The organism is Paenibacillus mesophilus (genome assembly GCF_005938385.1).
GTDB classification, from domain to species: Bacteria; Bacillota; Bacilli; order Paenibacillales; family NBRC-103111; genus Paenibacillus_AB; species Paenibacillus_AB mesophilus.
On the sequence record NZ_VCRA01000028.1, the window covers coordinates 66,343 to 90,903 of the forward strand.

A 24,561-nucleotide genomic window follows, 5' to 3' on the forward strand; every position below is an offset into this window, starting at 1 on the left:
GTAATCGGACCCTTCTATAAAGGTCACTCTACCCTTCGTCTTCCTGCAACCTCCGACTGTCACGCCATTCAGCCGCTCATAACTGTATACTCCTTTCATCGCTTGTGAACTTGAATTGTTCCTTGCTCGACAACAAACGACAGATGTCTACTCCAAGTTGTTACAAAAAAGCATAACAAGGGAACCTATACAAAACATATACAAGCCCTGTCACTGATGCGGCGCATCATTTATTGCCGTCGTTCGCTTGGACCGAAATGGCCGAAGCCCTAAGGAGAGCACGACGATAAGTGTGATAATGATTTCGGCAATACCCCTTGGCGTAGTGCTTCGCGGGGCAATCCTTTATGTGGCATCGTCTCGGCGTCGATGATCGTGGCCGTCCCATTCATATGCCGCTCCTTCCATCAGTCATGTCTTCGAATACGTATATCAGATTAGGATAGCAACCCCGCCTATACCGAAACTATACAAGGGCGGAACGGCCGACTTCATGCGGGAAACGGCAAAAAACCCGTCCTTCATGGGACGGGCTCGTTAATAACGGAACTGTATTCCGTTATCGACCGCTGCAACAACTATGCCGCCAAAATTACGGAACTGCAGTCCGTTATTCAGCCTTTTTAACGCCAGCGAAGCAAAAAAAGTATGTTTTAGCGCACTACAGTTCCGTTATAAACAAGAAAGGCTATGAAAAGTCCACTTTAGCGCACTACAGTTCCACTTTCCGCTAGTTGATCCGGTCATTTCTTCCCTTCCGCCTGAAGAAACTTCTCGGCTTCCTCCTGCGCGCTGCGCAGAGCCGAATTGACATCCGTTTGGCCGGTGACGATTTTGAGCACGTTTGGCGTAAACAGGTTCAACAAATCTCCGTCGTATATGCTCTGGTACGACTTCGGGGCGATCTGGTTATAGTAGACGGCCTGCCAATTTTTGCCCTTGAACTGGCTTTCCGAGCCAATCAGCTTCTTGACGCCCTCGTCGTTGAGCACCGTCATATAGCCCTGCTTGGAAAACTGCGTCTGCATCTCGAGCGAAGTCAAGTAGCGGATGATAGCCATCGCCGCATCTTTGTTCTTGCCCGTATTCGTGATCGCGAACATGCGCGGCGACGCTTGCGAGCCGACCTTCGGCTTCTCCTTCAACGTCGGCAGCGAGACGAGATCCCAGTCGATATTTTTCACATACTCGGGACCGTCGAACGGAAATTGGGAATTGAACACCATCATGGCCAACTCTTGCGACGTCGTCATTTCCGTATAATAAGGCAGCTTTTTCTTGGCGGTCGACCATGCCTGATAGTTGCTTGTCGCTTGATTCAAAAAGTAAGTGTCGAACATCGTTTTCCAGCGCTCGTCCGACAGCAGCGGCTTCTTCGTCTTCGGGTCATAGAGCGGCAGCGACAGCTGGTTCATGCGCAGGATATGGTTCGGCGAGGCGGAATACCCCATGTAGTTGACTCCGCCTTCGCTTCTCGTCAACTTCTGGTTCAGCTCCTTCACGTCGTCCCAAGTCATGCCGTCCTTCGGATAAGGCACACCGAATTTATCGAAAATGCCTTTGTTGTAAAACATCACCTGCACCATCGTCGTGACCGGCAAAAAGTAAAGCTTCCCATCCCCCATCGCCCGGGCTCCGTCGATCGTCGTCTGCTCGAACTTGGACAAATCGACGCCGTGCTTCTTGATCAGCTCGGTCATGTCGTATTGTTGGCCCGAGCCCATCAGCGGACTCGATATCGTCTCCATCGAGCCGTATACGAGGTCGACATTTTGCCCGGATGCGGTCAGCTCCGGCAGCTTCGTCCCCGTTTTCCACGGAATGAACGTCACTTTGAAGTTCGGAAACTTCTTCTTGATAAACTCACCGTAGGACTGGTTGAACTTCTCCTCCGTCCCGCCGGACAAGTCCTGGATGACGACTTCCGCCGCCATGGTGCTGTAATCGATTTCCGGCTGCGCCGCCGGTTTCCCCGCTCCGCCCTTCCCGTCCGTTTTGCCGCAAGCGGCAGCAAGCATTAGTGCCGTCGTACATAGAATTGTGCGTGCCCTCCGTTTGTTGACCATGCTGTTAACCCCCTTATTCGGTTCAAAGCTCATTGGTATAGCTGACGTACAAATCCACCGTCGCATATGCGTTTGCCGGCAAGCCCGCCGTAACCCCGCTGATCCGGACAGATAGCCGATCCCCCGCCTGAAAAGTTGCACCGCTAGGAACAGCCGCTAGGAGCGGATTGGACGAAACGGTCGGGCCGGCTATTCCGCCGATCCAGAGCGAACCGTTTTTCCACAGCTCGAATGTAAAAGCCGCCCCGCTCGTCCCTGCGCTGGCATAGGCCGCGAATTGGGTCAGCGCGCCCGCCCGGGGAACGACGTAAGCTTGCGCGGGATGCGTCTCCGCCCGCTTCATCGGGTCTCCTGCCGCGACGGAAGGCAAGTCGTCGGAATAGAAGTGCAGCGTATCGCCGGACTTCCCCGAAGCTACCCACACCGTTCCGTTCCAGACGACCGGTTGTCCGAGATCCGTGTCGAAATAAGCGAAGCCTGTCTCCGAACGGAACGACGAGGGAGCCGGGCGCTGTGCCGTCGTCCCTTTGCGGGCGGCCACTTCCTCGCTCTCTGCGGCGTGATGGCTTTTCATCATCGCGACGAATTCCGGCGTCAAGGGTGTCCCCGCATTTGCCAAGTAAGATAAAAGTGGCGCGGACAGCCGCGTATTCAAATGGTTGCCGCGAAGCGTCCGGTTCACTTGAATGAAGCCGTACCGGTCGACCAGATCGGGACGAGGCGCGCCGTTTACAATCGGGATATGGATCGTGCAGTTGACGAAGGATACGCCGAGATCGGTCGTGAGAAAATAAAAGTCTCTCCCGTCGTCCGCCACATCGGAACGGATATCGCAGTTGTCGAACGCGATCCGGCCGCGCATCGGGCCGCCGTTGACGGCGTCTACGCAGTTGACCAGACTGCGGCTTATGCTCACGTCCGCGACGCTGCCCTGGAAATGTCCGAAAAATTCGCCGACCTGCACAAAATCGATTTTCGGATAGAGCGAGTATTCGTCCTGATAGGCTGCCGTGCGCAAACCTTTCAGCAAAAAGTTGACGTTGGCCTCGGCTTGCGAAATTTGCCCGGTTATTTTCTCGCACTGGATGTTCTCGAACCGCATGTAGCAGTTCGCCGTCACCTTCTCCCCGTCCATGCCGCCCGGCTTGCCCAGATCGAGACTGTACGGATGCGGGATTTGCAGGATGCGCACCCCTTTCTCCCGTCCGCTTACCGATATGTTCCGAAACTCGATCAGCTGCGGGAAGAAGAGGCGTATGTTCGTCCCGGTCACTTTCGAGAACGAGGCGATCCGCATAACCCGGCAATTCCCTGTCGGATTCGGGACGCCGGTATAGTCGAACGTCAAGTCTTCGATCCGGATGGAGCGCCCGTAACCGACCGGGTATTTGTAATCGAAGTCGGCCGGATTGAAGTCGAGCGCTATCGTCTCCGCGGCTCCGTCCTCCACGACGAGCCGGCAGTTGCGCAACCGGATATGGCCATCCCACTTCGCGCCGTAATCCCGGCGGAAGCTGATGAACGCATTGCCGAACCGCTTCGTATTCTCGATGAACAGATCGCCGCCTCCGGTAAGCGTCAATCCTTTGTAGCCGATCTCCGAATCCTGGATGTACAAGTTCCAGCAGTGGAAATGGACGTCTACCCGGTTCAGGCGGCAGTTCTCGATGCGGAAATTTTTGAACAAATTCGTGCCGAACACGCCCCAATGGACGGATGAACCTTCCGCCGTGACGTTGCGGAATACCGCATTCAGCACCCGCGTCCCGCCTATGCCGTATGTCCCTTGCGGCACGTCGCGGTCCGTCCCTTCTCTGTCTTTCTCCCAAGGTATCAGCCGGACGTTTTCCAGCGTAATATCGAATACGCGCTGGAAGCTGTGGAAGCCGTTCCGCGGATTGAGCGCGACATCGTCTCTTCCCTGCTCCAATCCGACCCACTGGTTGCGGATGATCGTCCGGCTGCGGCTGACCGTGATGCCGTTCGTCCAATAGTCGCCCGTTTGCAAGCCCGGACTGTCGCCGGACAACAGCAGAGTGCCGCCCTCGATCGTCAAATAATGGTCGTCGCACGGATACGCCCAGGAGCTCGTATAACCGGAGAACGTCCAAGCGATGTCCCCGATAATCCGGCCATGCTCCTCGACATAGAAAAATTCCTCTCTGCTCCAGCCCGGATGATTGGCGTACCCTTGGCGAATTCCGATCTTGTCCTGGCTGTCCGCGAAGAAGACGAGGCAGTTCTTATAAGGGGCGAGCTCGGGTATAAGCGTCGTACCCGGCTTCAGCTTGGCGAGCACGGACTGCTTCTTGGACGCGTCCAGCGTGATCGGGATCGGCTCTTGGCGGCTCGTCACCCGGAAGCGGGGATTTGTTTTCGTATTGAGGCTTTCGTCGATATGCAGCTTCGTATGTCCCCAGCGAACATTGGTTTGAATCACGATCTCGTTCGTCTGCTTGATCCAATATTCGCCCGTTTCATTGACGACCGGCAGCTGTCGGCTGTTTGCATAAGCATGCGCCGCTTTGATCTGGACGCCGTCGTCGTTCACGCCGTCTCCGACCGCGCCGAACTGCTTGTAGTTAACGCTGTCCCCGGCCATCAGGACCGCCTGCAAACCGTTCTGCAGCGTCAGGACGCTCCCGCCGTCATCCGTCAACGCGCCCGCCTGGATCGCGTACATCGCTCCCCCTCCATCACCGGGAGCGAAGTAACCCGCCGTCCACACAAACCGGCCGGACGACAATTTTGAATCCGCTTTCATGTCGGCCACTGACGAATATACATAGCAGCAATGCGGAGGACCTCCTTCTCCATAAGTCGCCCCGGTCACGGAGACTCCCCACGCGGGGCTTTGCAGCATCGCTTGGGCGGCCAGAACCGAGCCAGTCCCTCCCAGAACGGCCAAGAGCTGCCGCCGGCTGATCGAGTCTTGCCCGTAATCGCTCCGTCTTTGCTGTTCCTGATTGAACCTTTGCTCCGTCATGCGTTGTTCCCCCTAACGGCGAATATGGCCCTAGTACAATGTCAGACCTTGAATTGTGCATCGTACAGGCCCTTGCTTGCTAAACCGAGCCTATACCGAGGCACAGAATTAGCTCTGACTTTGTACACTAGTGTAGCACGGGCTTATCGGGGGTGAACATGACTCAATCCATCTTGGATGCACTATCCGATTATTGTTCTTTCCTCGGTTGCCTCGCTCTAGTCTCTTGTTTTATCATAATAGTTGACCGAGTATTTTCAGTAATTACAGAATAAGTCATGTCGATCAATCAGGCGGGCCCCACTGCAGCCCCGCCGCTTGGAGGCTTATATCATGCCGATGTACGACTCGCCGCCTGCCGCACAAGTGTTGTTCTCCAGATACATTTTGCACAAGAAGCCTTTCCTGACACGTCCCGCAGCTCTCACAAGCTACTATATCCGCCTGCAAGTCGTGGGCCGGTGCCAAGCGCTCATCGACGGCGAATGGCATGCCCTGCAGCCCGGCGATTTGCTGCTGTGCGAGCCGGGCCGATCGTTCCAGCTCGCATTCGGAATGGATAAAAAGAAGAAAAGCGAAGAGGAGACCGGAGCGATCTTGAGCGGCAACTATTACGCGGGCTGCGGAGGGGAATGGCTTGCCGATTGGTGGAACCGCAACCGCTATCCGCAGCTGTCGAGAATTATTCCGAGTACGAGTCTGATCGCGATATTCAAGGAGATTGCCGAGGAATACGTGAGGAAACGTCCGAATTGGCGGGAAGTGTCCGGCTATTTGCTGCAATCGCTATGCCTTCATATCGACCGCGCCATGCATGACATGCAGTATAAGACGAAGAAGCAAGCCGTTGTGGTGGAGCGCATGAAGCAATACATCGAAGAAAACGCCTGTTCCTCCTTGAAAGTAAGCGATGTGGCCGTTCACGTGGAGTTAAGCGAGTCGTACACCTCCCGTCTGTTTAAGGAAATGACGGGGCAAAGCATCATCCTCTACGCGCTCGATCGGCGGCTGCTGCTGGCCGGCGACCGGATGCTCGATACCGAGTACACGCTCGAGCAAATAGCGGAAATGTCGGGCTTCCACAGCTACTCTTATTTCCACCGCGCCTTTTGCAAAAAATTCGGCCTCACCCCGAGCGAATACCGGAGCAAGACCGAAAAAGTGAATTAGGTGCAATTTCGAGGCTGTTGAAAAGTCTGCAAAGAGCGGAAGCGCTGAAGGCAAGAGGTGGGGGAATGCACTCCACTTCCGTTAAAATCATGTTGTTTTTTTGGAATTTTAGCGGGTACAACACGATTTTAAGCATATCCTTCCGAAGCAAGCTTTGCATACGCAAAGCTCTCAAGTCAGCCGCTTCGCTTTACGCACATCTCCCCCACCTCTTTTTGTATGACAAGTCTCTCTTTTTGATTTTCTCAACAGCCTGAAATTTCACTGTTGTTAAAGGATCACACCCCAACCGTCTTCCAGGCACCCTTCTTAAACCGGTTGAAGATAAGAAACGAGCGCACGAACTGGTCGGCCGCCGCGGCGAGCCATATGCCGTACAAATCCATCTTGAAGCCGTAGACGAACAATAGGCTCAGCACGACCCGGAAGCCCCACACCCCGATAAAGGTCGAGTACAGCGGATACCGCGTATCGCCCGCTCCCCGGAGCGCGCCGCTCAAGATGAACTGGGTCGCCTGCGACACCTGGATGAAGCCCATAATGCGGATCGACAGCGCGCCCTTCTCGATGATTTCCGGTTCGATCGTGAATAGCTTCATAATTTGCGGAGCAAGTAGAATAAACCCGACGCCGAGCAAGCCGGCCACGTAAGCGCCGATCTTCCGCACCTGCCATCCGTATTTCTCGGCGAGGTCCGGTTTCTGCGCGCCGAGCGCCTGACCGACGAGCGTAGAGGCGGCTATCGCGAACGCCATCCCCGGCATGAACGAAAGTCCTAATATAGTGAAGGTGATCTGGGTCGCCGCCACGGCCATCGTCCCTAAACTAGCCGCTACTTTGATGAAGATGAGCATGCCGAGCCGCATGACGATCTGCTCGATCGCCGATGGGAACCCGATCCTGCCGATTCTGGCGACCATTTCCCGGTCGAATCGGAACAGATGACGAAATGACAGCCGCACTTTGAATTTGCCGCTGAACATGACGGTCGTCACCCATACCATCGACACGAGCTGGGAAACGAATGTCGCCACGCCCGCCCCCGTAATGCCCATCCCGGAATAGCTGCCGATCCCGTAAATGAGCGGGAATCCGATCAGAACGACCAAAATATTGGCGACTACGTTAATCTTCATCGGAGTTCTCGTGTCCCCCGCGCCGCGCAGCGTAGCCGAGAACGACATCGATATCGTGGTGAAGCCGATCGACAGAAATACGAATTTCGCATAAGAAAGCCCATGCGCCACGACATCCTCCGAGCCGCCCATCAGACGAAGCAGGTCCGCCGCGAACGTATAGCTGAAGACGATCATAATGACGGACAGCACGATATTAAGCAGGAACGCCTGCCCGGCCGCCCGTTCCGCCTCGTCCAACCGGCCCGCCCCGATCGAACGGGCTACGATGACGGTCGTGCCGACGTTGAGCGTGGAGAAAATCGCCAGAAAAAGAAAAAAGGGCTGGTTGGTCAAGCCCACCGTAGCCACCGCTTCGGCACTTAACCTCCCCACCATAATCATGCTGAGCATTTGCGTGAAATTCGCAAGCATCATCTCGACGAGAGACGGACCGGCCAATCGCAAAATAGACTGCCGAACCGCCTTCTTGTCGTCCGGATCGACGAGAAACGCCTCGGTCCCTTTCGATGCCGCATCGGTTGTGTCCGAGCCCGCTTCAGCCACATTCGCACCCGCTGCGTCCGCAATCGATCCCGCTTCTCTCGTTTCCGCCTGCGGCTCCGCAAGTCCGGACGCCTTAATCGGCGACTGCTGCTGCCGTTCGATATCCGCTTTCATAGATCCGCACCCTCGTTTCCGCTGTCATGTGGACATGTAATGGACATGTAATGATGTCATATTCATCATACCACAGATCGGTGTGGACGAACGGACCTTTATGGCGAACTTCATCTTCTTCCGCCTGCTAACCGCCTTGCCCCGTCCCGGCTCCGTCCCCGGAAGCTCCCTCTCTGCCGCTTCCTCTTGCGCTTCGGTACTCGAGCGGAGTGACGCCTTCACGCTTCTTGAATTTGCGGAAAAAGTTATTCGGGTCGGTAAGTCCGACCTGCTCGACGATCTCTTTGATTTTCAAGTCGGTCCGGATCAGCAGCTCCTTCGCCTTCGTCATGCGGATTCCGTCCACGTATTGCATGAGCGGGATGCCCGTCTGGTCTTTGAAGTAACGGGACAAATACGAACGCGATACGCCGAGCGTGTCGGCGATTCCTTCGGAAGACAAGCCCGCGTCGGTGTAATGCCCGTCGATGTAGGCGAGCGCCTGCTCCAGCAGTCCGGCATTTTTACTCTCCTTGCGGGAGGCGATATCGTCGCACACGCCCCGGCAAAACCCGATGACCGCCGTCTGAAGCTCGGCGATCGTCTCGAACCGGGTCGCGAACAGCTTCGTCAAGCTGGCCGCCGCTTCTCGTGGCAAATCTTTTGTAAGCGGATGCTTGACAACCCCCACGGCTAAAGCCATGGGATTCTTGGGAGCAGCCAGCTGACGCCAGCTTCGTATCCAAGCTATCCCTGTGTGTCCCACAGTTCGCCCGCCTACGCGAGCAGTCGAAGTCCTTCTTCCAAAATGTTTTGCGCCGCATTCACGTCCCGATCATGGTGTGTCGCGCATGCCGGACATGTCCACTCCCGTACATTCAAGCGCTTGACATCCGGGTTTCGGTGTCCGCAGCGCGAACAGAGCTGACTGGACGGGAATCTCTTCCCTACGATGCTTACCGTGCGTCCGTACCACTTGGCTTTGTACGTCAGCATGGCGCGGAATGTCGCCCAACTTGCGTCGGCTATGCTTCGGGCAAGCCTATGGTTCTTGACCAGATTCTCCACTTGCAAGTCCTCCAGACAGATCACTTGGTTTTCGCGAATCAGTCTTGTGGACAGCTTGTGCAGAAAATCATTGCGTGCGTTCGCCACCCTCTCGTGCAAGCGTGCGACTTGAATGCGAGCCTTCTCTCGATTGTTCCCGCCTGTCTTCCGTCTGGACAGCGTCTGTTGTGCCTTGCACAGCCGCTTCTCCAGTTTGATCAAATACTTCGGACTGGCTATAGTCTCGCCATCCGACAGCACCGCAAACGCTTTAACGCCGAGATCCACACCCACTGCGCGTTCAGATTGAGGCAGCGGCTGGCTTTCCGTTTCACATAGCACCGATACAAAGGTTCTTCCGCTCGGATTTCGCCGAATCGTAGCGGAGAGAATACGTCCCTCGATGTCGCGGGACTTGGCATAGCGAATCCAGCCTAGCTTAGGCAACTGGATCCGATTGCCTTCTACGCGAATCGCGCCATTGTTCACGCTGGTGTAGCTTTGGATTGGGTTCCGCCTGCTTTTAAACCTCGGATAGCCATTCTGCTCGCGGTGGAACGCCCGATACGCTTCATCCAGCGCTCGCAGTCCTCTCTGCAAAGCGGTGCTGTCTACTTCTTTCAGCCATTCTTTCTCGCGTTTGAGGAGGGTCATTTCGGCGGAACAAGCGGTGTACCCGAGCGTCTTCCGCTCTTGCTCGAAGATGTCTTTGCGGCGTGCCAGAAAGTGATTGAACACGAACCGCACGCAACCGATTGTCTTGTTGATGATGGCGGCTTGTTCCGGTGTAGGATACAGTCTGAACTTGAATGCTTTGTGCATCTGCGTTCACCTCCTATCCCCAGTATATCACAGATACGAGAATATATGTTCCCCTCAAATTTATGTCGGATGCTTGAACGGCTATCCCGTCCCGCATCCGAAGGCCTCATATCCCAACGTCTAAAGACGTGGGTTTAACGGCTTGTTCTATGAACGGGGAATATTCTCAACAATGTCGTAATCAGCGATTGCGACTATTACATTTACGGAACGGGCGATCACGCGGCGCTCAACCAAGTGGACGGCAATACGTTCAACAATGTACAGCTGCAGTACAACGCCCGCTGCAAAGAAATGATCCATCTGGAAGGTCGGGCCAATATCGTGAACGGCTTCCTATGGGATGCCGCCGGTAAAAATTGCCTGATGGTGAACTTGACCGCTTCCACCAGACAAAATCAGATTTACTTGAACTTTCTGGACGGCAGCAACTACATAGACGCGGGGCAATACAATTATTTGAGCTTACGCGACCTGAACGGCCACAAAATTCCGTACAAGGACAAGCTGACTTATTTGCCGAGCGGCGATTACCGGAAGTACAACGGGGATTACGAGGATATTTTTCACGCCGCCCACGTGCTTCACGATGTATCGATTGTAAGCGGTTCGCAATATATTTCGGGCGGAAATCTCGACAACGTCTTTCAAGGAAAGAACAATCAATATTTGAGACTGAATTTGGCCGGGGGGAGCGTCTTTTCTTTCGAAATCGAGTTCAACGGCGGTCATTACTATGGCAACACGACCGATTACGTGACCGGCGGCATCGAAAATGTAGGGTTATACTTCATGTACAATCGTTGTCCGGAGCAAATCCGGCTGGACGTAACCGACTTGGACGGAATCGTGTACACGACCGTGCAGGACATGCAGCATATGAGATATTTGCCCGCTTATATGCTGAGGAGCAACGTGCTGAACGGGCTGATGAAAGGGGTCCGCAAAATCAAGTTTACGTTTACCGGGCAAGTTTCGAGCGACGTACGGTTGGGTCGGGTATTCGGTCATTCCTACTATATCGGCGGGAACAAATATTTGGCCAACAGCGGCGATTGTGTCGCCGGGGATTTGACGTTTGTCCAAAGCGGCCATGGCGTCGTGCTCACTTCGCCGAACGGAACCCAATTCAAGCTGAAGGTGTCCGACAGCGGAGAGTTGAGCGCCGTCCAGCTCCTCTAGTCGGTGATTGGCAAAAGAGTGAGCGGCCCGACTGCCGGGCCGCTTGTTCTCCTTGTTGAAAAAGGCAAAAAGAGAGATTTGGAATACAAAAAGGGGTGGGGGAGATGTGCGTAAAGCGGAGCGGCTGACTTTAAAATCGAGTAGTAACCGCTAAGAATATAATGAAAACAACTCGATTTTAACGGAAGTGGAGCGCATTCCCCCACCTCTTGCCTTCAGCGCTTCCCTCTTTGCAGACTTTTTCAACAGCCTCAACGAGCGGCCATCACTGCCTTGGCCGCTCGTTCGCCTTCCGCTAAAAGTTTCTCGACTCCTCGAACCAAATGTTTGCCCGTCTCATGAAGGTTACGATTTTGCGGCCCGCCGTGGAATCCCCCGTAATATTGGCCGCGCCCTTCAGCCGGATCTTGCCGTCGTCGTTCACGATCGTCGCCCCGGCGAACAGCCGGACCGACAAGCGCTGGCCGTTCGCGCCGTCGACAAAATCGGTAATCGTCGAAGCATCCCCGACCGCGATATTCGGGCCCCGAAACACCGACGGGGTCGAGCCGGTCACTACAATCTCGCGGGTCGGGTCCTCGAAGCCAACCGCATCGGCGATGCGCCCGAAGGCGGCCCGCCCAATGCTCGAATAGTAGCCCGCGCCCGACGGATAAGAGCCGCCGATCCCGGATACGTCGATAGAGCCGGGAATGAGCGATGCCGCATCGGCGTACACGTACAAGACGTGGGAACGCGCCGAGCCGCGAACCGTTTCCGTCCCGATGCCGATTTCCCGCAGCGACTTGCCGCCGAATGCCGCCAGCGATATCGCCGCCGAGGTCCCGCCGTGAACGTTGCCGCTGATCGTTCCGTTATACGTATCCGTCGCGGCGGCCACGGCGCTGCGGGCTTTCGAATAAATCGCCGCAGCCGGAACGGTCGGAGCAAAATCGGTCTCGATGCCGATATTCGCGAGCGACCCGCCGTCGATGAAATTGTTGCCGGTTACCGTGAAATGTTTGACCTGCGACAGAAACACGCCATATTTCCAGTCTCCGGAAATATTGTTATTCGCGATCGTAATGCCCGTGCCGTCCTTATACACCTGAATCGCCGCATCATCCGTATTCTCCGCCGAAGAGACGTAAGACGAGATGACATTGCCCTCCACGATCACGCGTTCGCAGCCCCAAGCGACATTGACGCCGCTCGACCTCGCATTATGAAGCTGGTTACCGTATACGGCGATGCGTCGGCATGCCGGACTCAGGTTGATATTGCGGTGCGAGGAGCCGTTGATCGTATTGCCGCTCATCTCCCCGCGAACCAAGCCTCTGACATGAATGCCATGGGTTCCGTCATAGATCCGGTTGCCGCTGCAACGAATATCCGTCGTCGTGACGGCGGGATAGACGGGGGCCCCGGCCGTATCGACTCCCCCGTAATCGGAGGCGATCTCGGCCGTGATCAATATGCCGTTCAGCGTCACGTAAGTGCCGACCGGATTGTCTTTGCTCATCCGGATCGTATTGCCGGACAAGTCGATATTGCTGCAATTCGTCGCAACCCTGATGCCGTTGCCTCCCGATACGGACAGGCCGGTTACCGTACATCCGGATACGGTCGAATCGGATACGCCGTTAAGCAGGATGCCCTGGCGCGCTTTGCCGTTGCAATTGACGTATAACTCTTCGATGTCGCACCGGATATCGGCCGTACCGCCAAAAATCGGACCTTTCGTATAAAGAAGCTGATCGACGACCGATTCCGCCCGGATTTCGCCGCGTCCGTACACTTTGGCCACTCCGGAAGGGATATAGAGGCTCGCGACGCGGTACACGAAGCCGTCGGTAAACCGGAAGGAACGGCTCGCCGTCCCTGCGGCGGCCAGCAGCCCGGCTTGGCAAGCCGCCTGGCTGTACTCGCCGTTTCTCGCGCCGAACATCTCCGGAGCGAGCGGACTCGTATCGATCCGCTTCCAGCGCGTTCCGTCCGCCGCTACAATGGCCGTTCCTCCGTTGTCCGCCGTGGTTGTATCCGTCAGATCCGCGAGGAAAGCCCCGCCCCCGGAGCCCGGGGTATCGGCGTAATAGCCGACGACCCACACCACATCCCCGCTTCCGGCTGCCGCCGTATTCCTCAACTGCTCTATGGAAGCCGCCATGACCGGCCCGCAGCATTCTTCCTCGTTATTCTTGTTATTTCCGTTGTTCCCGTTATTCTCGCCGCCGTATACCGCCTTGCTGACAGAAATTCCGCTCCCGCTCACTCCCGACGCGAGCAAGCTGATCGCCGCCCCCGCCATCCCGAGTGCAGCCAACGCTTTGCGCCGGCTGATCGGCGCTTTCGCCTCCGACATATGCAACACCTTCCCCCGCAGCATGTGCCAATCGTCCTTACTTCATCTTGCTCTTGTAGTCGGCGATCGTCTTCTTCGCCTCTTCCTCGGCGGATCGCAGCGCCGTATTCAAGTCCATCTTGCCCATCTGCGCCTGCTGCGCATATTTCAGGTACACGGATACGAGCTGCGCGTCATACAGCGCCTTCGGCGGAATCGGAGCGAATTTGTTATAGAACATCGCCGAGAAGTTTTTATCCTTGAAGACCGATTCCTGGCCGAGCTGCTTCTGCGAGTCGGTGTTTTTCAGGACGGGCATGATGCCTTTGCGGGCGAGCTGGGCCTGGAATTCGTCGGAGACCATATATTTCAGCACTTCCATGGCCGCGTCCTTGTTCTTGGCCATATTCGTAATGCCGAAGTAGCTCGGGTAAGATTGCGAGCCGACGCCCGGCTCGGATGCGGGCAGCGCGGTCATATCCCAGTTCAAGTTCTTTAGCTGCTCTTGGCCGACATAGACGTAACTGGCCAAATAAGGGAAAAGGGCGACAGTCTGGTTGACGGAGAAATCGTCCAAGCCCAATATTTTATTGTTTTTCTGCATGTAGTCCATCGTCAGCGGGTCCTGCGAAGGGGCGATCATATATTTCTGGAAAAACGTTCTCCACCGTTCGTCCGTATTGATCGTCGGCGTATCCGTTTTCAAATCGGCCATCGGAATCGACAGCGGGTTCATGCGGATCAGGTGATCCGGCGAACGGGCGAAGCCATAAAACTGCTTGCCGCCGTCGTCGCGGGTCATTTTCTTGGACATGTCGATCAGTTCGTCCCAGGTCATGCCGTTTTTCGGATAGGCCACCCCGAATTTATCGAACAGCGATTTATTGTAGTAGAGCACCATATTGTTCGTAAAGATAGGAATGCCGTACAGCTTGCCCCCGGAAGCTTGACGGACGGAATCGATGATCGAAGGCTCGAACCGGTTCAGGTCGACGCCGTGCTTCTGGATCAGCTCGGTCATGTCGTACTGGATGCCGTTCGGGAAGGCGTTGCCCTCGAAGTTGCCGATCGACTGGAAGAAAATGTCGAACCGGGTGCCGGAGGAGATCATTTCCGGCAGCATAAACCCTTTCTGGCTCTGGATATACTTGATCGTATAGTTCGGGAACTTCTTGCGCAGCGCGTCGCCGAACCGGTTATCGAAGCTCTCCACCGTATCGTTGTTGTTGGAATAGAAAATCACTTCAGCAGGCTCGCTCGCCTTCTGCCCGTTCGCTTCCGAAGGCTTGCCCGCCGGATCGCCTTCCGCGGCGCTTTTCCCGCCGTTTCCGTTCGAGCAGGCGCCCAGCATAAGCGCGGCCGCGCCGAGCAGCAGGAGCTGCCGGGTTCTATTGCTTGGTCGGTTCATGTTCGTATCCCCTTGTCCATATCGAAACTTAAGCGCTTTATCGCCGGAAGGCGCCGTTTCCGCCATATGCAGCGCTTTCAATTTCATTATATCGGCAGCGGGTGCGTACGACTATTGCCGATACAGACTACCTTATTGCCGATTTGGACTCGGGCGGACCGTCTCCCTGTATTTGCCCGGAGGGCAGTTCGCTTCGCGGGTGAACAGCTTCGTGAAGAAAGCCGGGTCCTCGTAACCGACCAGCTCCGCGATAGCCGCGATTTTCTCGTCCGTATCGGCAAGCAGCCGTTTCGCATGGTCGATCCGGATCCGGTGCAAATAATGGATGACGCTCGTCCCGATATACTTGTTGAATTGCCGGTTCAGCTGCCGCTCCCCGATATGGAACAAGTCCGACAGCAGAGTAAGCGTAATTTTCTGATTATAGTGCCGCTCCACATACCCGCATACGCGGCGTACGAGCAGCTCGCCGGGCGAACGGGTTTCGGGCTTGTCCTTACGCGTGTTGTAATGACGGGATAGCAGGATGAACAGCTCGACCATCTTCAACCGAATGAGCGACTGAAATCCGGAGTGTCGCCGGCGCATCTCCCGCTCGATCTCCTCGAGCAGGTCCATCGCTTCCTTGGCCGTTTCTCCTTGCAGGTTCAGCTTATGGTGAAAACGGGCTTCCCCGTTCAGGAAAGGCTGGACGTAGAAAAAATCGAGCGAGTCGGACAACTGCATCTCGCGAAGCAGCGAGCTCGGGATGAAGTCGGGCTGAAACAGGCAGTTTACGATTTCGATCCGCTGATCGTCCTTCAAAGCGTATTCGTGCATTTCTCCCGGATTGATCATGAAGACGTCGCCCGCCCTCAGGTCGAATGCGGCGTCTTGGATCAGATGCGTCGCCTGCCCTTCCATGACGAAGATCAGCTCGACAAATTCGTGAATGTGCCAGCCCGGCGTATCCAGACTGTTATGGCCGTTGCGCTGAATCCAGAACGGAAAATCGCGCGGATGCGAGTAATGGTTCATCAGCTTCTTCTCCAACGGCGGCACCTCGCTTTCGTGAACGGTTAGCCCCATCCTATCATATACACACCCGGACGGCGACGCTATTGCCGATCCGGACTCGTTCGTTGCCGATCCGGACATGGCGAACATAACGAAAATGACCGGATCGGCGGCACCTATGACCGATTCGCCAATCGATTCACCGCCGATTACCGTGCTAGTCTGGTGCTGTACCGGCGGATCACGCGCCAATAGCGGGAAGGGGGCCAGTGCTGACTATCGGATAAGCATGGGCAGGGCAATCTTGTAAGCGGTTTAACATATCCAATCGGGGAGGGTGCTTGAATGGCACATAACGACGGCTGAAACCCGGAGCGCCGCCGCTTCATCTCGGCAAGGATGCTTTCCGAAATATCCAAAGCGGCGGCGGCGTCCGACCCGCACAAATTCAATTTGTGGTAGAAACGCGCCTCCCCGTTGAGAAGAGGCTGAACGTAGAAAAAATCCATCGAGTTGGATACTTGCAGCTCGCGCAGCAGCGAAGTCGGAATAAACCTCGGCTCGAACAAACAGTTCACGATCTCGATGCTCTGGTCCTCCTTCAACGAATAGCCGTGAGCTTCGCCCGGATTAATGACGAACACGTCGCCTTCCGTCACTTCGTAATAGATATCCTGGAACAAATGCGTGGCCCGCCCTTCGACTACGAAGATCAGCTCCACGAATTCGTGCACGTGCAGTTCGGGTACGTCCTGCAGATCGTGGCGGTTGCGCTGGATCCAGAACGGAAAGTCGCGTGGGTGGGAATATTCCTCCCTCGATTTCGTTTGCATGTCTGCACCGCCTTTGCTCGCGCCGCCGCAAGAGGATCGGCAGCTCCCCCGACCCGGCGGCCTTTTATTTAAGAAAGCGTATACAAAAAGCCGTGGAAAAGCAACATCCCCCGTACGGCAAGCATACGCTTCCATCACCACCATTGTAGAAACAACGGACTTCGCGCTCCAGCGGCAATTCGGTCTACCGGATGGCCGATTCGGTCGTCGCGGACTTCTTTGCTGTTTCGGGGTGGCAGCCGACTCCATATTTGCGGACATGCATCCGGTACCCTTTCATAGTATACTTATGGCAACTGGCAGGTCATTCGGGCTAAGACATCCGATGGGAGCTGATGGACAAGTTGTTTTCCCGCGACCCTTATTTGCGATACGTCGAACTGGACATGTCGGGCATTCCCTCTATGGAACAATATCCGTTCAACCTGGCCGCCACCAGGAGTCTCGGCAGGCTGAAGCTTCACCCTAATGTCACATATATCGTCGGCGAGAACGGAATGGGCAAATCGACGCTGATGGAAGCGATCGCCGTGGCATGGGGCTTTAATCCGGAGGGCGGCACCCGCAACTTCTCGTTCTCGACGCATGCCTCTCACTCCGAACTGCACCGTTACATGAGGCTGACCCGCGGGGCACAGAGGCCGAGGGACGGCTTTTTCTTCCGCGCGGAAAGCTATTACAACGTGGCGACCCATATCGAGCAGTTGGACAACGAATTTTCTTTCGGCCCTCCGATCAAAGCTTCTTACGGCGGCAAATCGCTGCACGAGCAGTCCCACGGCGAATCGTTCTTCGCGGCGTTCGTTCACCGGTTCGGCGGACAAGGCCTCTATATATTGGACGAGCCCGAGGCGGCTCTATCCCCGCTTCGCCAGATGGCGATGCTGGCGCGCATACACGAGCTGGTGCGGAAAAACTCCCAGTTCATCATCTCGACGCACTCCCCCATCGTGATGGCGTATCCGGACTCGGTCATCTACAACTTGACGCCGGACGGCATCGAGACGAGAAGCCTGGAGGAGACCGATCATTACATCATTATGAAGCAGTTTCTCGGTAACAAGGAGAAGATGATTCGCGAGCTGTTCGACGGGGCGGATAGGGTCTAATGGAAGTACAGGAGATCGAGGGAAAATTGCGGGATAGGGTAGCTATAGCGATGATCCGGAGAGCAAAAAGATCATCGCTACAGCTATTGCATCAGGATAACGGAACGAGCTTCAAGGCGTTGCCCGAGTATATTTTGGCAAGAACGTCGTCCGGCAGATTAAGCGACCCCAGCACTTCCTGGTGAACGTTATCGAAATAGTCGCGGCCGTACAAGATGCGGTCCTGGAATTCGATATAAACTCTCTCGCGAATTCCGGATCCCGGCTGAACGCTCTCGCTCCCGAGCCTGCGGATATATCGCAGTACAGGTTCCGGTATCAAAAAACTAACATTTTGTACATATGTCTTAAAAGCGACAAATCTCTTGTCAACATTATCTTTGTATTTAGTGTCATACACTATATACGATATATTTTTTACTCTTAAAAAATAAGTTCCACACAATGCTGCCCATCGACCATTGTCTTGGGTCGTCAGTACGAAGTCGAGGAAGTCTCAGGCTGCGAGCATGGCTTCCAGTCCTTCATTACCTTTCGTGTTTGCCCTCTTATATTCGACCGTAATATGCGGATACTTCGCTTTAATCGGCTCCTTCACCAACTTGTCAACCTCCTCATCGGAGATCACCGCAACATCGGACATAAAGACGAGCGCAACAGGACTCGTGGGCGCAGACGAAGCAAGGGTTTCGCTCCCTTGCTTGTTCCCGTCGGATGTTCCTCCGCAAGCAGATGCAGTAAGTGCAATCATGATCGTTGCAATGGACAGGGCGATTCTTTTTTTCAACATATCAACAGTCCTCTGTAATTACGAAGGCTTAGTGTCCAATTCTGCGCATGGAAATATTCAATTCCGTTCCGCTAACCAAGCCATCAAGAATACCCAAGAATTTCAAGCGTATAACAAATGTATTTAATGCAGCTTGCGATGCGCTTGTTGCCGGTGTTTCAACGGATCCGTTCCACATTGTAACGCCAGTTGCAATAATCGGAGTTGCTTGCTGTGATTTACTTACATCAACTTTAACTACTTGAATGGTTGCACCAACACGTTTAACGAATATTTGAAAAACGCCAGCTTCGTAAATGGTGTTTGTTCTATCCGCCAAGATGTTCCACCGAACCTCATAAATGGCATGCATTTGCGGAACTGCTTCTGAATCTAGCGCATAGTCATATTTGCCTGCATTCGCTGTTACTGTTTTGGTGTAGGTTTGATGTACCACAGAATCTGACATCAATGTTCTGCGTGTGCCGACATAGCGATATATAGCCGGTTTTGACTTCGCAATGGACGACTTGTTATTAATCCAGAAGTCACCCTCGACTTTATTTCCCGGTAAGTTTAGCGGATTGTCGTTACCATCATCACCACTGACACAGAAAATATTTTCGCCAATTCGCAAACCGCCTTTGGACGTTCTGTTGGACTCCGTGATGTTAAAACCATTCAATCCGGTTAGAACGGATAGATTACCCTCGTAACCCGTGATCGGGTATGCCCCGCCCGTTCTACCCCATTGTGGAGCAACTTCAACAACGGATGCAGCGTTCGGTCCGATTTCGATGCCATGAAGGGCACACCCCACATGTACAAGTTGACACTGATGCCCCAGGTCCCAATAAATCGACATCGGTTTCGCTTGGCCGTTATCCGCACGATGGCGAATGTTTTGCAACAATACGGTGCGTGTTGGATAGATGCCCGTACCACTTACTGTCTTTAAGAACCAGTCTGACTGTGTTTCAGCGTGTGTTACGGTCAGTTGCGGGCTGATTGCCCCGATGTATGGCTGTAAATAAATATCCACCGAGCCAAAATTGCCATCGAAGCAAGCCGAATTGATATTTACAGAGCCGGCGCGTATGTGAAAAAAGTTGTTCGGGTATCCGGCGCGTGCAAACAAGCAGTTGTCAAAATCGATGGAGTACGATTGAGGCGCATCAATAAAAATACCGGATGGACATGCTGATGTAGTATTTCCGCTGTAATAATCAAATTGGCAAGAATCAAACTTGATGTTGATCATATCCTCATTGCCGCCGTCACCAATGACCACTAGCTGCTTATAAGCGGATCCAAATCCACATCGTACAAAATTATGGCGATGGGAGGGTCTTACCGGCAATCCATTAGTCTCAGCCCGTAATCTTACAATGTTTGTAGCTCGATCTGCGGCATTGAAGGAGCAGTCTTCAAAGGTGATCCCCCATGATTGCAAAATATCAAACATCACTCCGCCATCTGCCGCACCTGTCCATTTGAATGTTGCAAGACTTGAATCTCGGCTTGCAGTGCCTCGTGTGCCAATGATTTTTAGCGATCGATGTGCTGATGTAATGTTTACTGTCGTCCCGATGTTGATTTGCGCTGAACTCGTTAGTGGAATCCACAGAACGCCGCCGCTTCCAAGCGAATCTATAGCTTCTTGAAAATAGGGAGAATGATCAAGCGCTTTAGCGCCAAAAACATCATCTATAACAGGTTGAGGCATGAACTCGAAAATGGTTCTAACGTAGGGCGTCCCGTTGGTTGGACTATATAGGAGATTATTTAATTGTTGCTGAGTTTTTCCACTCGCATCCAAAATCGCGCTAGCTGGATGCGCCTCAGCCATATCACGATCAGCCAACACATTATGTTTAAATGGAGACTGGGGTGGAGACGGGTGCTGCGCATCTTTATGCGGAAGACTCGAGTCCGGTCCGTACACTTGTTCACTCACGGACTTTGCCCGCAGTAAATTGTCGCCGGCGCTCAGAATTTCATTCGCCGCGAAGGCGGCGCCGGTCATACCCAGCACTCCGAGAAGCTTCCGTCGGCTGATTTTGGTATTGCCCGGCTTATCCGCAGTCGGATCGCTCTGTAATCGTCTTTCGTCAACGGTTTGTTCGTGATTTTCCATATCAAGGATCTCTCCCCTCAAAATGAGTCAAAAGTTCTACAGGATTATGAAGCGAACGAATCGGCGTCAATATCAGGTCAAGGGCTCGCGGGCGTCATATACAAGTACACGTCGTCCACCAGAAGCTCCGCCCCGTTCGTCACCTTGTCGGCCACGATGACAAGCTGCAGCTTCTTCACCTCGCTGCCGCCAGCGGTCGCGGGAATGACCCCTTTCAGCCGGATCGGCTCCCATGAGCCGGGAGTGGAGGCGTTCAGCGCCCGGACCTCCGAGAAAGCGGTAGACAGCGTCTTCCCTTGCGCATCCTGGAAGTTGACCGCCAGCTGAATCGTGCCGTTCGCCGGAGCGCCGTCCTTCACTTTATAGAACGCTTCCGCCGCGAAACGTCCGGGAGCGGCGTTAATCAATTGCACCGGTCCGCCCCTCACCATATTCTGAATGAGCAGGCCGTACTGTCCGGAACGGAAAGCCGCATTCGATCTGGCGATGCTCCCCGTCGTGCTGACCCAGTATGTCCACGGTGCCGCTGCCGTTCCCGACCCGGACTCGAACGAGCTGTTGGCCGATGCGGGTGGACCGCCGTCCGCCATCGTCAGCAGCAGCCGCGCCCATTCCCGCTCCGAGCCGTAGACGGAGCCATAGACGGTATCCGTAACCGCTTGCCTGATATCCCCCGCCTGAGGCCCGGAAGACCGGATATAGTCCAAAACGGGCCAAAACGTCGATTCCAGATTGAGGCTGCTGTGGTTCTGGAACACGGAGACGTCGTCCAAATAAACCGTGCCATCGGTCAAGCTGTCGACGATGACGATAAACTGCGTGCTTTTGACGGCGGCGCCGCCCACCTGGGCCGGGATGTCGTACAGCATAATCGCTTCGTTCCATGTCCCGGCGCCGCCGGCAAGCCTAACCTTCTTGCCCTGGGCCGAACCGATCACCTTGCCCGCGCTGTCCCTCAAGTTCATCGCGAGCTGAATCGTCCCTTTGCCCGCATAACCCGTCAAAACTTTGTAATACGTACGCGCGGAGAGCAGTCCCGGCTCTACCGGGAATACTTGTACGGGCCCTCCCCGGTCCAAGCCTTGGATTTTCAAGCTTGCCGTACCCGAACGAGCGAGCTCCGACGTCCTCTGGATCGTACCGGTGCTTTGAATCCAATTCGTCCAAGGCGCCGCCGCTGTCGATCCGGACTCGAACGACCCATTGGCCGCCATCTGGAACAAACCGCTTCGCGCTTCCTTCAGCAAGCGGGCGAACGACTGGATTTGCGGATTCGTTCCGCCAGCGGCCAGCGCGGCTACCCGATCCGTAACCGGTCCTCCGTTCGGCTCGTTCCGCTCGATATAGTTCGCCATATCCCAATATGTTTTTGCATTCCAGATGGACCACGTCAGCGAATACGTTCTCGGATCGAGAGAGTGGACGAGAACCGGATCGTTTTTGAACGCATCGACCAAATCCAGACGCTTTTGCGCCATCAACTGCTTCGTTCCGAGCGTCCGATCCATCTCGTTCAGCAGTTCCAGCGCGGAGGCGCTGTCCGCCAGGGCCGCCGCCTCCTTCGGATAGCTGAGCGCCGAAGCCTCATAATATTCGAACGCCCTCAACAGCAGGTACGCACGGGCCTTCTGCGGCGCCGTTTGCGCTTTGGCCGCGACCGATTCGAGCAGCGCCCGGCTGTCGGCCATTTCCCGATCCGTGACGATGTTTAAATAGTCGGCGGAAGTGAACGCCAGATAGGTACCCGTTTTACGGGACTCGAACCAGTCCGTCGCCTTGACCCGCTGCGTCCAGAACTGCTCCCAATGGTCGTAATACGCGGCAAGGTCCGCCGCCGCTGCCGGTCCCACCGCCCGGACGTACCATTCCTGCAGCAGCGCGTCGACATCCGCGGACGGGTTCCATTGCAGCTTGGCCGATATCCACGGCTTCGGTCCTTCTCCCCAGTTCGGATACAGCTCCGCATAATGGGCGGTTACCCCGGACTGCGCGGCGAACTTGTAGTTGTCGGCCATCTGATGGTTGTATACCCTCGGCACCAAATACGGCGTACCGTACATGTAATCGTACCAGGCCAAGTTGGACGTCACGGCCGCCCATTGCTGCACTTGCGCTTGGCCTGCCGCTTCTACGGCGGAATCGGCCCACGCCATCCGGTCTTTCGTCAGAAACGGAACGACGCGCGCGTTCAGCGGAAACGATGGCGGGTCCATCACCTCCTGGTACGCGAGCAGACCGAACCATTTGTCCGGGTATACGGCCAGCACGCCTTCCGCCACTTTGTTGACCCAGTTGTAGTAAAGGTCCGACATATTCACGAGGCCGATCGAATTGAGCTTGCCCGGGTAATCCGGATGATCCGGGTTCGCTTCGCAGTAGCCGCCCGAGTCGTTTACGCCGAGCGAATAAGACGTTTCGTCCGGGTTGTTCGCGAAATAGCGGATGATGTTGCTTACCGCTTCCTCCACGATGCCGGGCGCGGTAAAGCAAGGCTGCCACCCGTGCGTCGTATCGGTAGGCGGAATATATCGCTGGCCGTTCCGGATCGGGAAATACTCGGGATGCGTCGTGCCGTATTGCGAAGGCGGGAACAGCTTCAACAAATTATGATGAAATTGGATCCGGTTGTGCAGCCGGTTTTTGTCCAGCCAATCCGACCGCTCCGGATATTGCGTCCAGCTCGTTCCAGGACTGAACACTCTGGAGAAGAAGACGGGTTCCTCTTTCACGTCCTGTCTCGGAACGGACAAATTGGAACTCAGCGGAACGTCCTCCCCATCGGGACCCGGCAGCAGCCACCGGACGCCTGCATAACGCTCCAGAAAATCATAGACGCCGTACGCGGTGCCTGACGGAGTCGGTCCCGCGATTACGATACAGTTGCCGTGAGGATGAATGACGAAGCCGTCATCATCGAGCCCTTGCAGCAAGTTCGCCATGTGCGGGTCGGAACCGGAGTCGCCTACATACAGACGGACATGCCCGTTCAAGCTTCCTCCGTTCGTACGCAGCTCCTGCTCCGTCATAACCGGCAGGACGGCGCCCGTCGACTTCCGGACATACTCGACCAATTCGTCCGCGGCACGGCGGGTCGTATCGTCCGCCTGCTCCGCCACGATCACGACGGCATGGGGAGCGCCGTTGTCCACGATTATCAGGCTCCCGCCCCCGTTCGATGCGGATGCCGCCACGGGTAGGCCCCCGCTCCATACGATCGATGCGGACAATGCCATCAGCAGGACGGCAATCCATTTGCCCGCAGCTTGTTGCAGCTTCTTTCCCATTCGATTCACTCCTTGACCATTGGAAATGTTATTCTCCGGTCTGACTAGAAGTTATCTAGGGTGTAAGCTTACGGAATTCGCGGCCAGCGCCGTCCCGACATCCCCAAGTCATAAAATTTACGTAGGCATAGCGTTATACCTACGTAAATATAAGATTTCCCGTTATCACGCTGTTTTTCAGCGCTATGCCTGTTATTTGGACATTGCTTCCTTAACCGCTTTTTCAGCTTCTTCCTGGGCGCTTCTTAAACCGGTGTTCATGTCTATGTCGCCGGCAATGATCTTATAAGACCATGAATACAACTTCGGCGCGGCGGCACCGACATATATCGATCGCGATGGCGACGGAGCCGGCTTGGATTTTGTCCATGGAATAAACGCATGGACATTTTTCCCTTGAAAGATAGGGTTGTCTTTGCCAAATTGATTTATAATATCCGGTTTAACGGTAATAGGGACAATGCCTTGGCGAGCCAGCTTCGTCTGAATCTCATCCGAGGTGATGTAGGCAATGACGTCAAAAGCATCCTCCTTATGCTTGCTTTGCCGCGTAATTTCGGCATACCATGGCTCCAATTGCGAACCGACGCCTGGAGCGTCTTTAAAGAACGGAAGCTGCACGGCGTCCCAGTTCATCGTTTTTGTCATTTCCCATAT

Annotated in this window: 16 protein-coding genes and 1 pseudogene; 3 read left to right on the forward strand and 14 right to left on the reverse strand. The window is 55.0% G+C overall.

Features of this window, described 5'->3' with window-relative positions; all coding sequences use genetic code 11:
* Positions 1-743 precede the first annotated feature (743 nt).
* The gene (locus tag FE783_RS30660) at positions 744-2,066 is read right to left on the reverse strand and encodes an ABC transporter substrate-binding protein (protein WP_158302135.1); all 1,323 of its coding nucleotides are present in this window, start codon (positions 2,064-2,066) and stop codon (positions 744-746) included.
* Between the two features lie 22 nt (positions 2,067-2,088).
* Positions 2,089-5,052 (reverse strand): hypothetical protein, encoded by a 2,964-nt coding sequence (locus FE783_RS30665; protein ID WP_138883213.1) that lies wholly within the window; start codon positions 5,050-5,052, stop codon positions 2,089-2,091.
* Between the two features lie 333 nt (positions 5,053-5,385).
* On the opposite strand from FE783_RS30665, the gene FE783_RS30670 reads away from it, so the two are divergent.
* Positions 5,386-6,222: an AraC family transcriptional regulator gene (locus tag FE783_RS30670; protein ID WP_138883214.1), complete on the forward strand. Its 837-nt coding sequence runs from the start codon at positions 5,386-5,388 to the stop codon at positions 6,220-6,222.
* A 278-nt stretch (positions 6,223-6,500) separates the two neighbouring features.
* Here the strand turns inward: FE783_RS30670 and FE783_RS30675 are convergent, their stop codons facing one another.
* The 3 genes from FE783_RS30675 to tnpB form a co-directional block, all read right to left on the reverse strand.
* Positions 6,501-8,018, reverse strand: a complete 1,518-nt coding sequence (locus FE783_RS30675) for an MATE family efflux transporter (protein WP_138883215.1) — start codon at positions 8,016-8,018, stop codon at positions 6,501-6,503.
* A gap of 127 nt (positions 8,019-8,145) precedes the next feature.
* Positions 8,146-8,700, reverse strand: a complete 555-nt coding sequence (locus FE783_RS30680; RefSeq protein ID WP_202916293.1) for a helix-turn-helix transcriptional regulator — start codon at positions 8,698-8,700, stop codon at positions 8,146-8,148.
* Between the two features lie 74 nt (positions 8,701-8,774).
* Positions 8,775-9,866, reverse strand: coding sequence for an IS200/IS605 family element RNA-guided endonuclease TnpB (gene tnpB, locus FE783_RS30685; protein WP_138883217.1), 1,092 nt, complete (start codon positions 9,864-9,866; stop codon positions 8,775-8,777).
* A 237-nt stretch (positions 9,867-10,103) separates the two neighbouring features.
* On the opposite strand from tnpB, the gene FE783_RS30690 reads away from it, so the two are divergent.
* Complete coding sequence (locus tag FE783_RS30690) at positions 10,104-11,048, forward strand: hypothetical protein (protein ID WP_138883218.1); 945 nt, start codon at positions 10,104-10,106, stop codon at positions 11,046-11,048.
* Positions 11,049-11,343: 295 nt separating this feature from the next.
* On the opposite strand, the gene FE783_RS30695 is transcribed toward FE783_RS30690, so the two are convergent.
* From FE783_RS30695 to FE783_RS30710, 4 genes are all read right to left on the reverse strand, one after another.
* The gene (locus FE783_RS30695; RefSeq protein WP_138883219.1) at positions 11,344-13,389 is read right to left on the reverse strand and encodes a right-handed parallel beta-helix repeat-containing protein; all 2,046 of its coding nucleotides are present in this window, start codon (positions 13,387-13,389) and stop codon (positions 11,344-11,346) included.
* Between the two features lie 37 nt (positions 13,390-13,426).
* Complete coding sequence (locus tag FE783_RS30700; protein WP_158302136.1) at positions 13,427-14,776, reverse strand: ABC transporter substrate-binding protein; 1,350 nt, start codon at positions 14,774-14,776, stop codon at positions 13,427-13,429.
* Positions 14,777-14,908: 132 nt separating this feature from the next.
* A complete protein-coding gene (locus FE783_RS30705) occupies positions 14,909-16,024 on the reverse strand; it encodes an AraC family transcriptional regulator (RefSeq protein WP_138883221.1) in 1,116 nt (371 codons plus the stop codon).
* The gene (locus FE783_RS30710; protein WP_158302137.1) at positions 15,982-16,605 is read right to left on the reverse strand and encodes an AraC family ligand binding domain-containing protein; all 624 of its coding nucleotides are present in this window, start codon (positions 16,603-16,605) and stop codon (positions 15,982-15,984) included. Before FE783_RS30710 ends, FE783_RS30705 begins: the two co-directional genes overlap by 43 nt.
* A gap of 386 nt (positions 16,606-16,991) precedes the next feature.
* Here FE783_RS30710 and FE783_RS30715 point away from each other — a divergent pair, with 386 nt between their 5' ends.
* Positions 16,992-17,714 carry an AAA family ATPase gene (locus tag FE783_RS30715; protein ID WP_138883228.1) on the forward strand — a complete coding sequence of 241 codons (723 nt, stop codon included), beginning with the start codon at positions 16,992-16,994 and terminating at the stop codon, positions 17,712-17,714.
* Between the two features lie 91 nt (positions 17,715-17,805).
* Here the strand turns inward: FE783_RS30715 and FE783_RS30720 are convergent, their stop codons facing one another.
* The 5 genes and pseudogenes from FE783_RS30720 to FE783_RS30740 form a co-directional block, all read right to left on the reverse strand.
* A complete protein-coding gene (locus tag FE783_RS30720; RefSeq protein WP_138883223.1) occupies positions 17,806-18,036 on the reverse strand; it encodes a hypothetical protein in 231 nt (76 codons plus the stop codon).
* 174 nt (positions 18,037-18,210) lie between these two features.
* Positions 18,211-18,504 (reverse strand): hypothetical protein, encoded by a 294-nt coding sequence (locus FE783_RS30725; RefSeq protein WP_138883224.1) that lies wholly within the window; start codon positions 18,502-18,504, stop codon positions 18,211-18,213.
* A 28-nt stretch (positions 18,505-18,532) separates the two neighbouring features.
* Positions 18,533-20,620 carry a hypothetical protein gene (locus FE783_RS30730; protein ID WP_138883225.1) on the reverse strand — a complete coding sequence of 696 codons (2,088 nt, stop codon included), beginning with the start codon at positions 20,618-20,620 and terminating at the stop codon, positions 18,533-18,535.
* Between the two features lie 77 nt (positions 20,621-20,697).
* On the reverse strand, positions 20,698-23,904 hold the full coding sequence (locus FE783_RS30735; protein WP_138883226.1) for a DUF4838 domain-containing protein: 3,207 nt from the start codon (positions 23,902-23,904) through the stop codon (positions 20,698-20,700).
* A gap of 192 nt (positions 23,905-24,096) precedes the next feature.
* A pseudogene (locus FE783_RS30740) lies at positions 24,097-24,561 on the reverse strand (hypothetical protein); the annotation flags it as partial.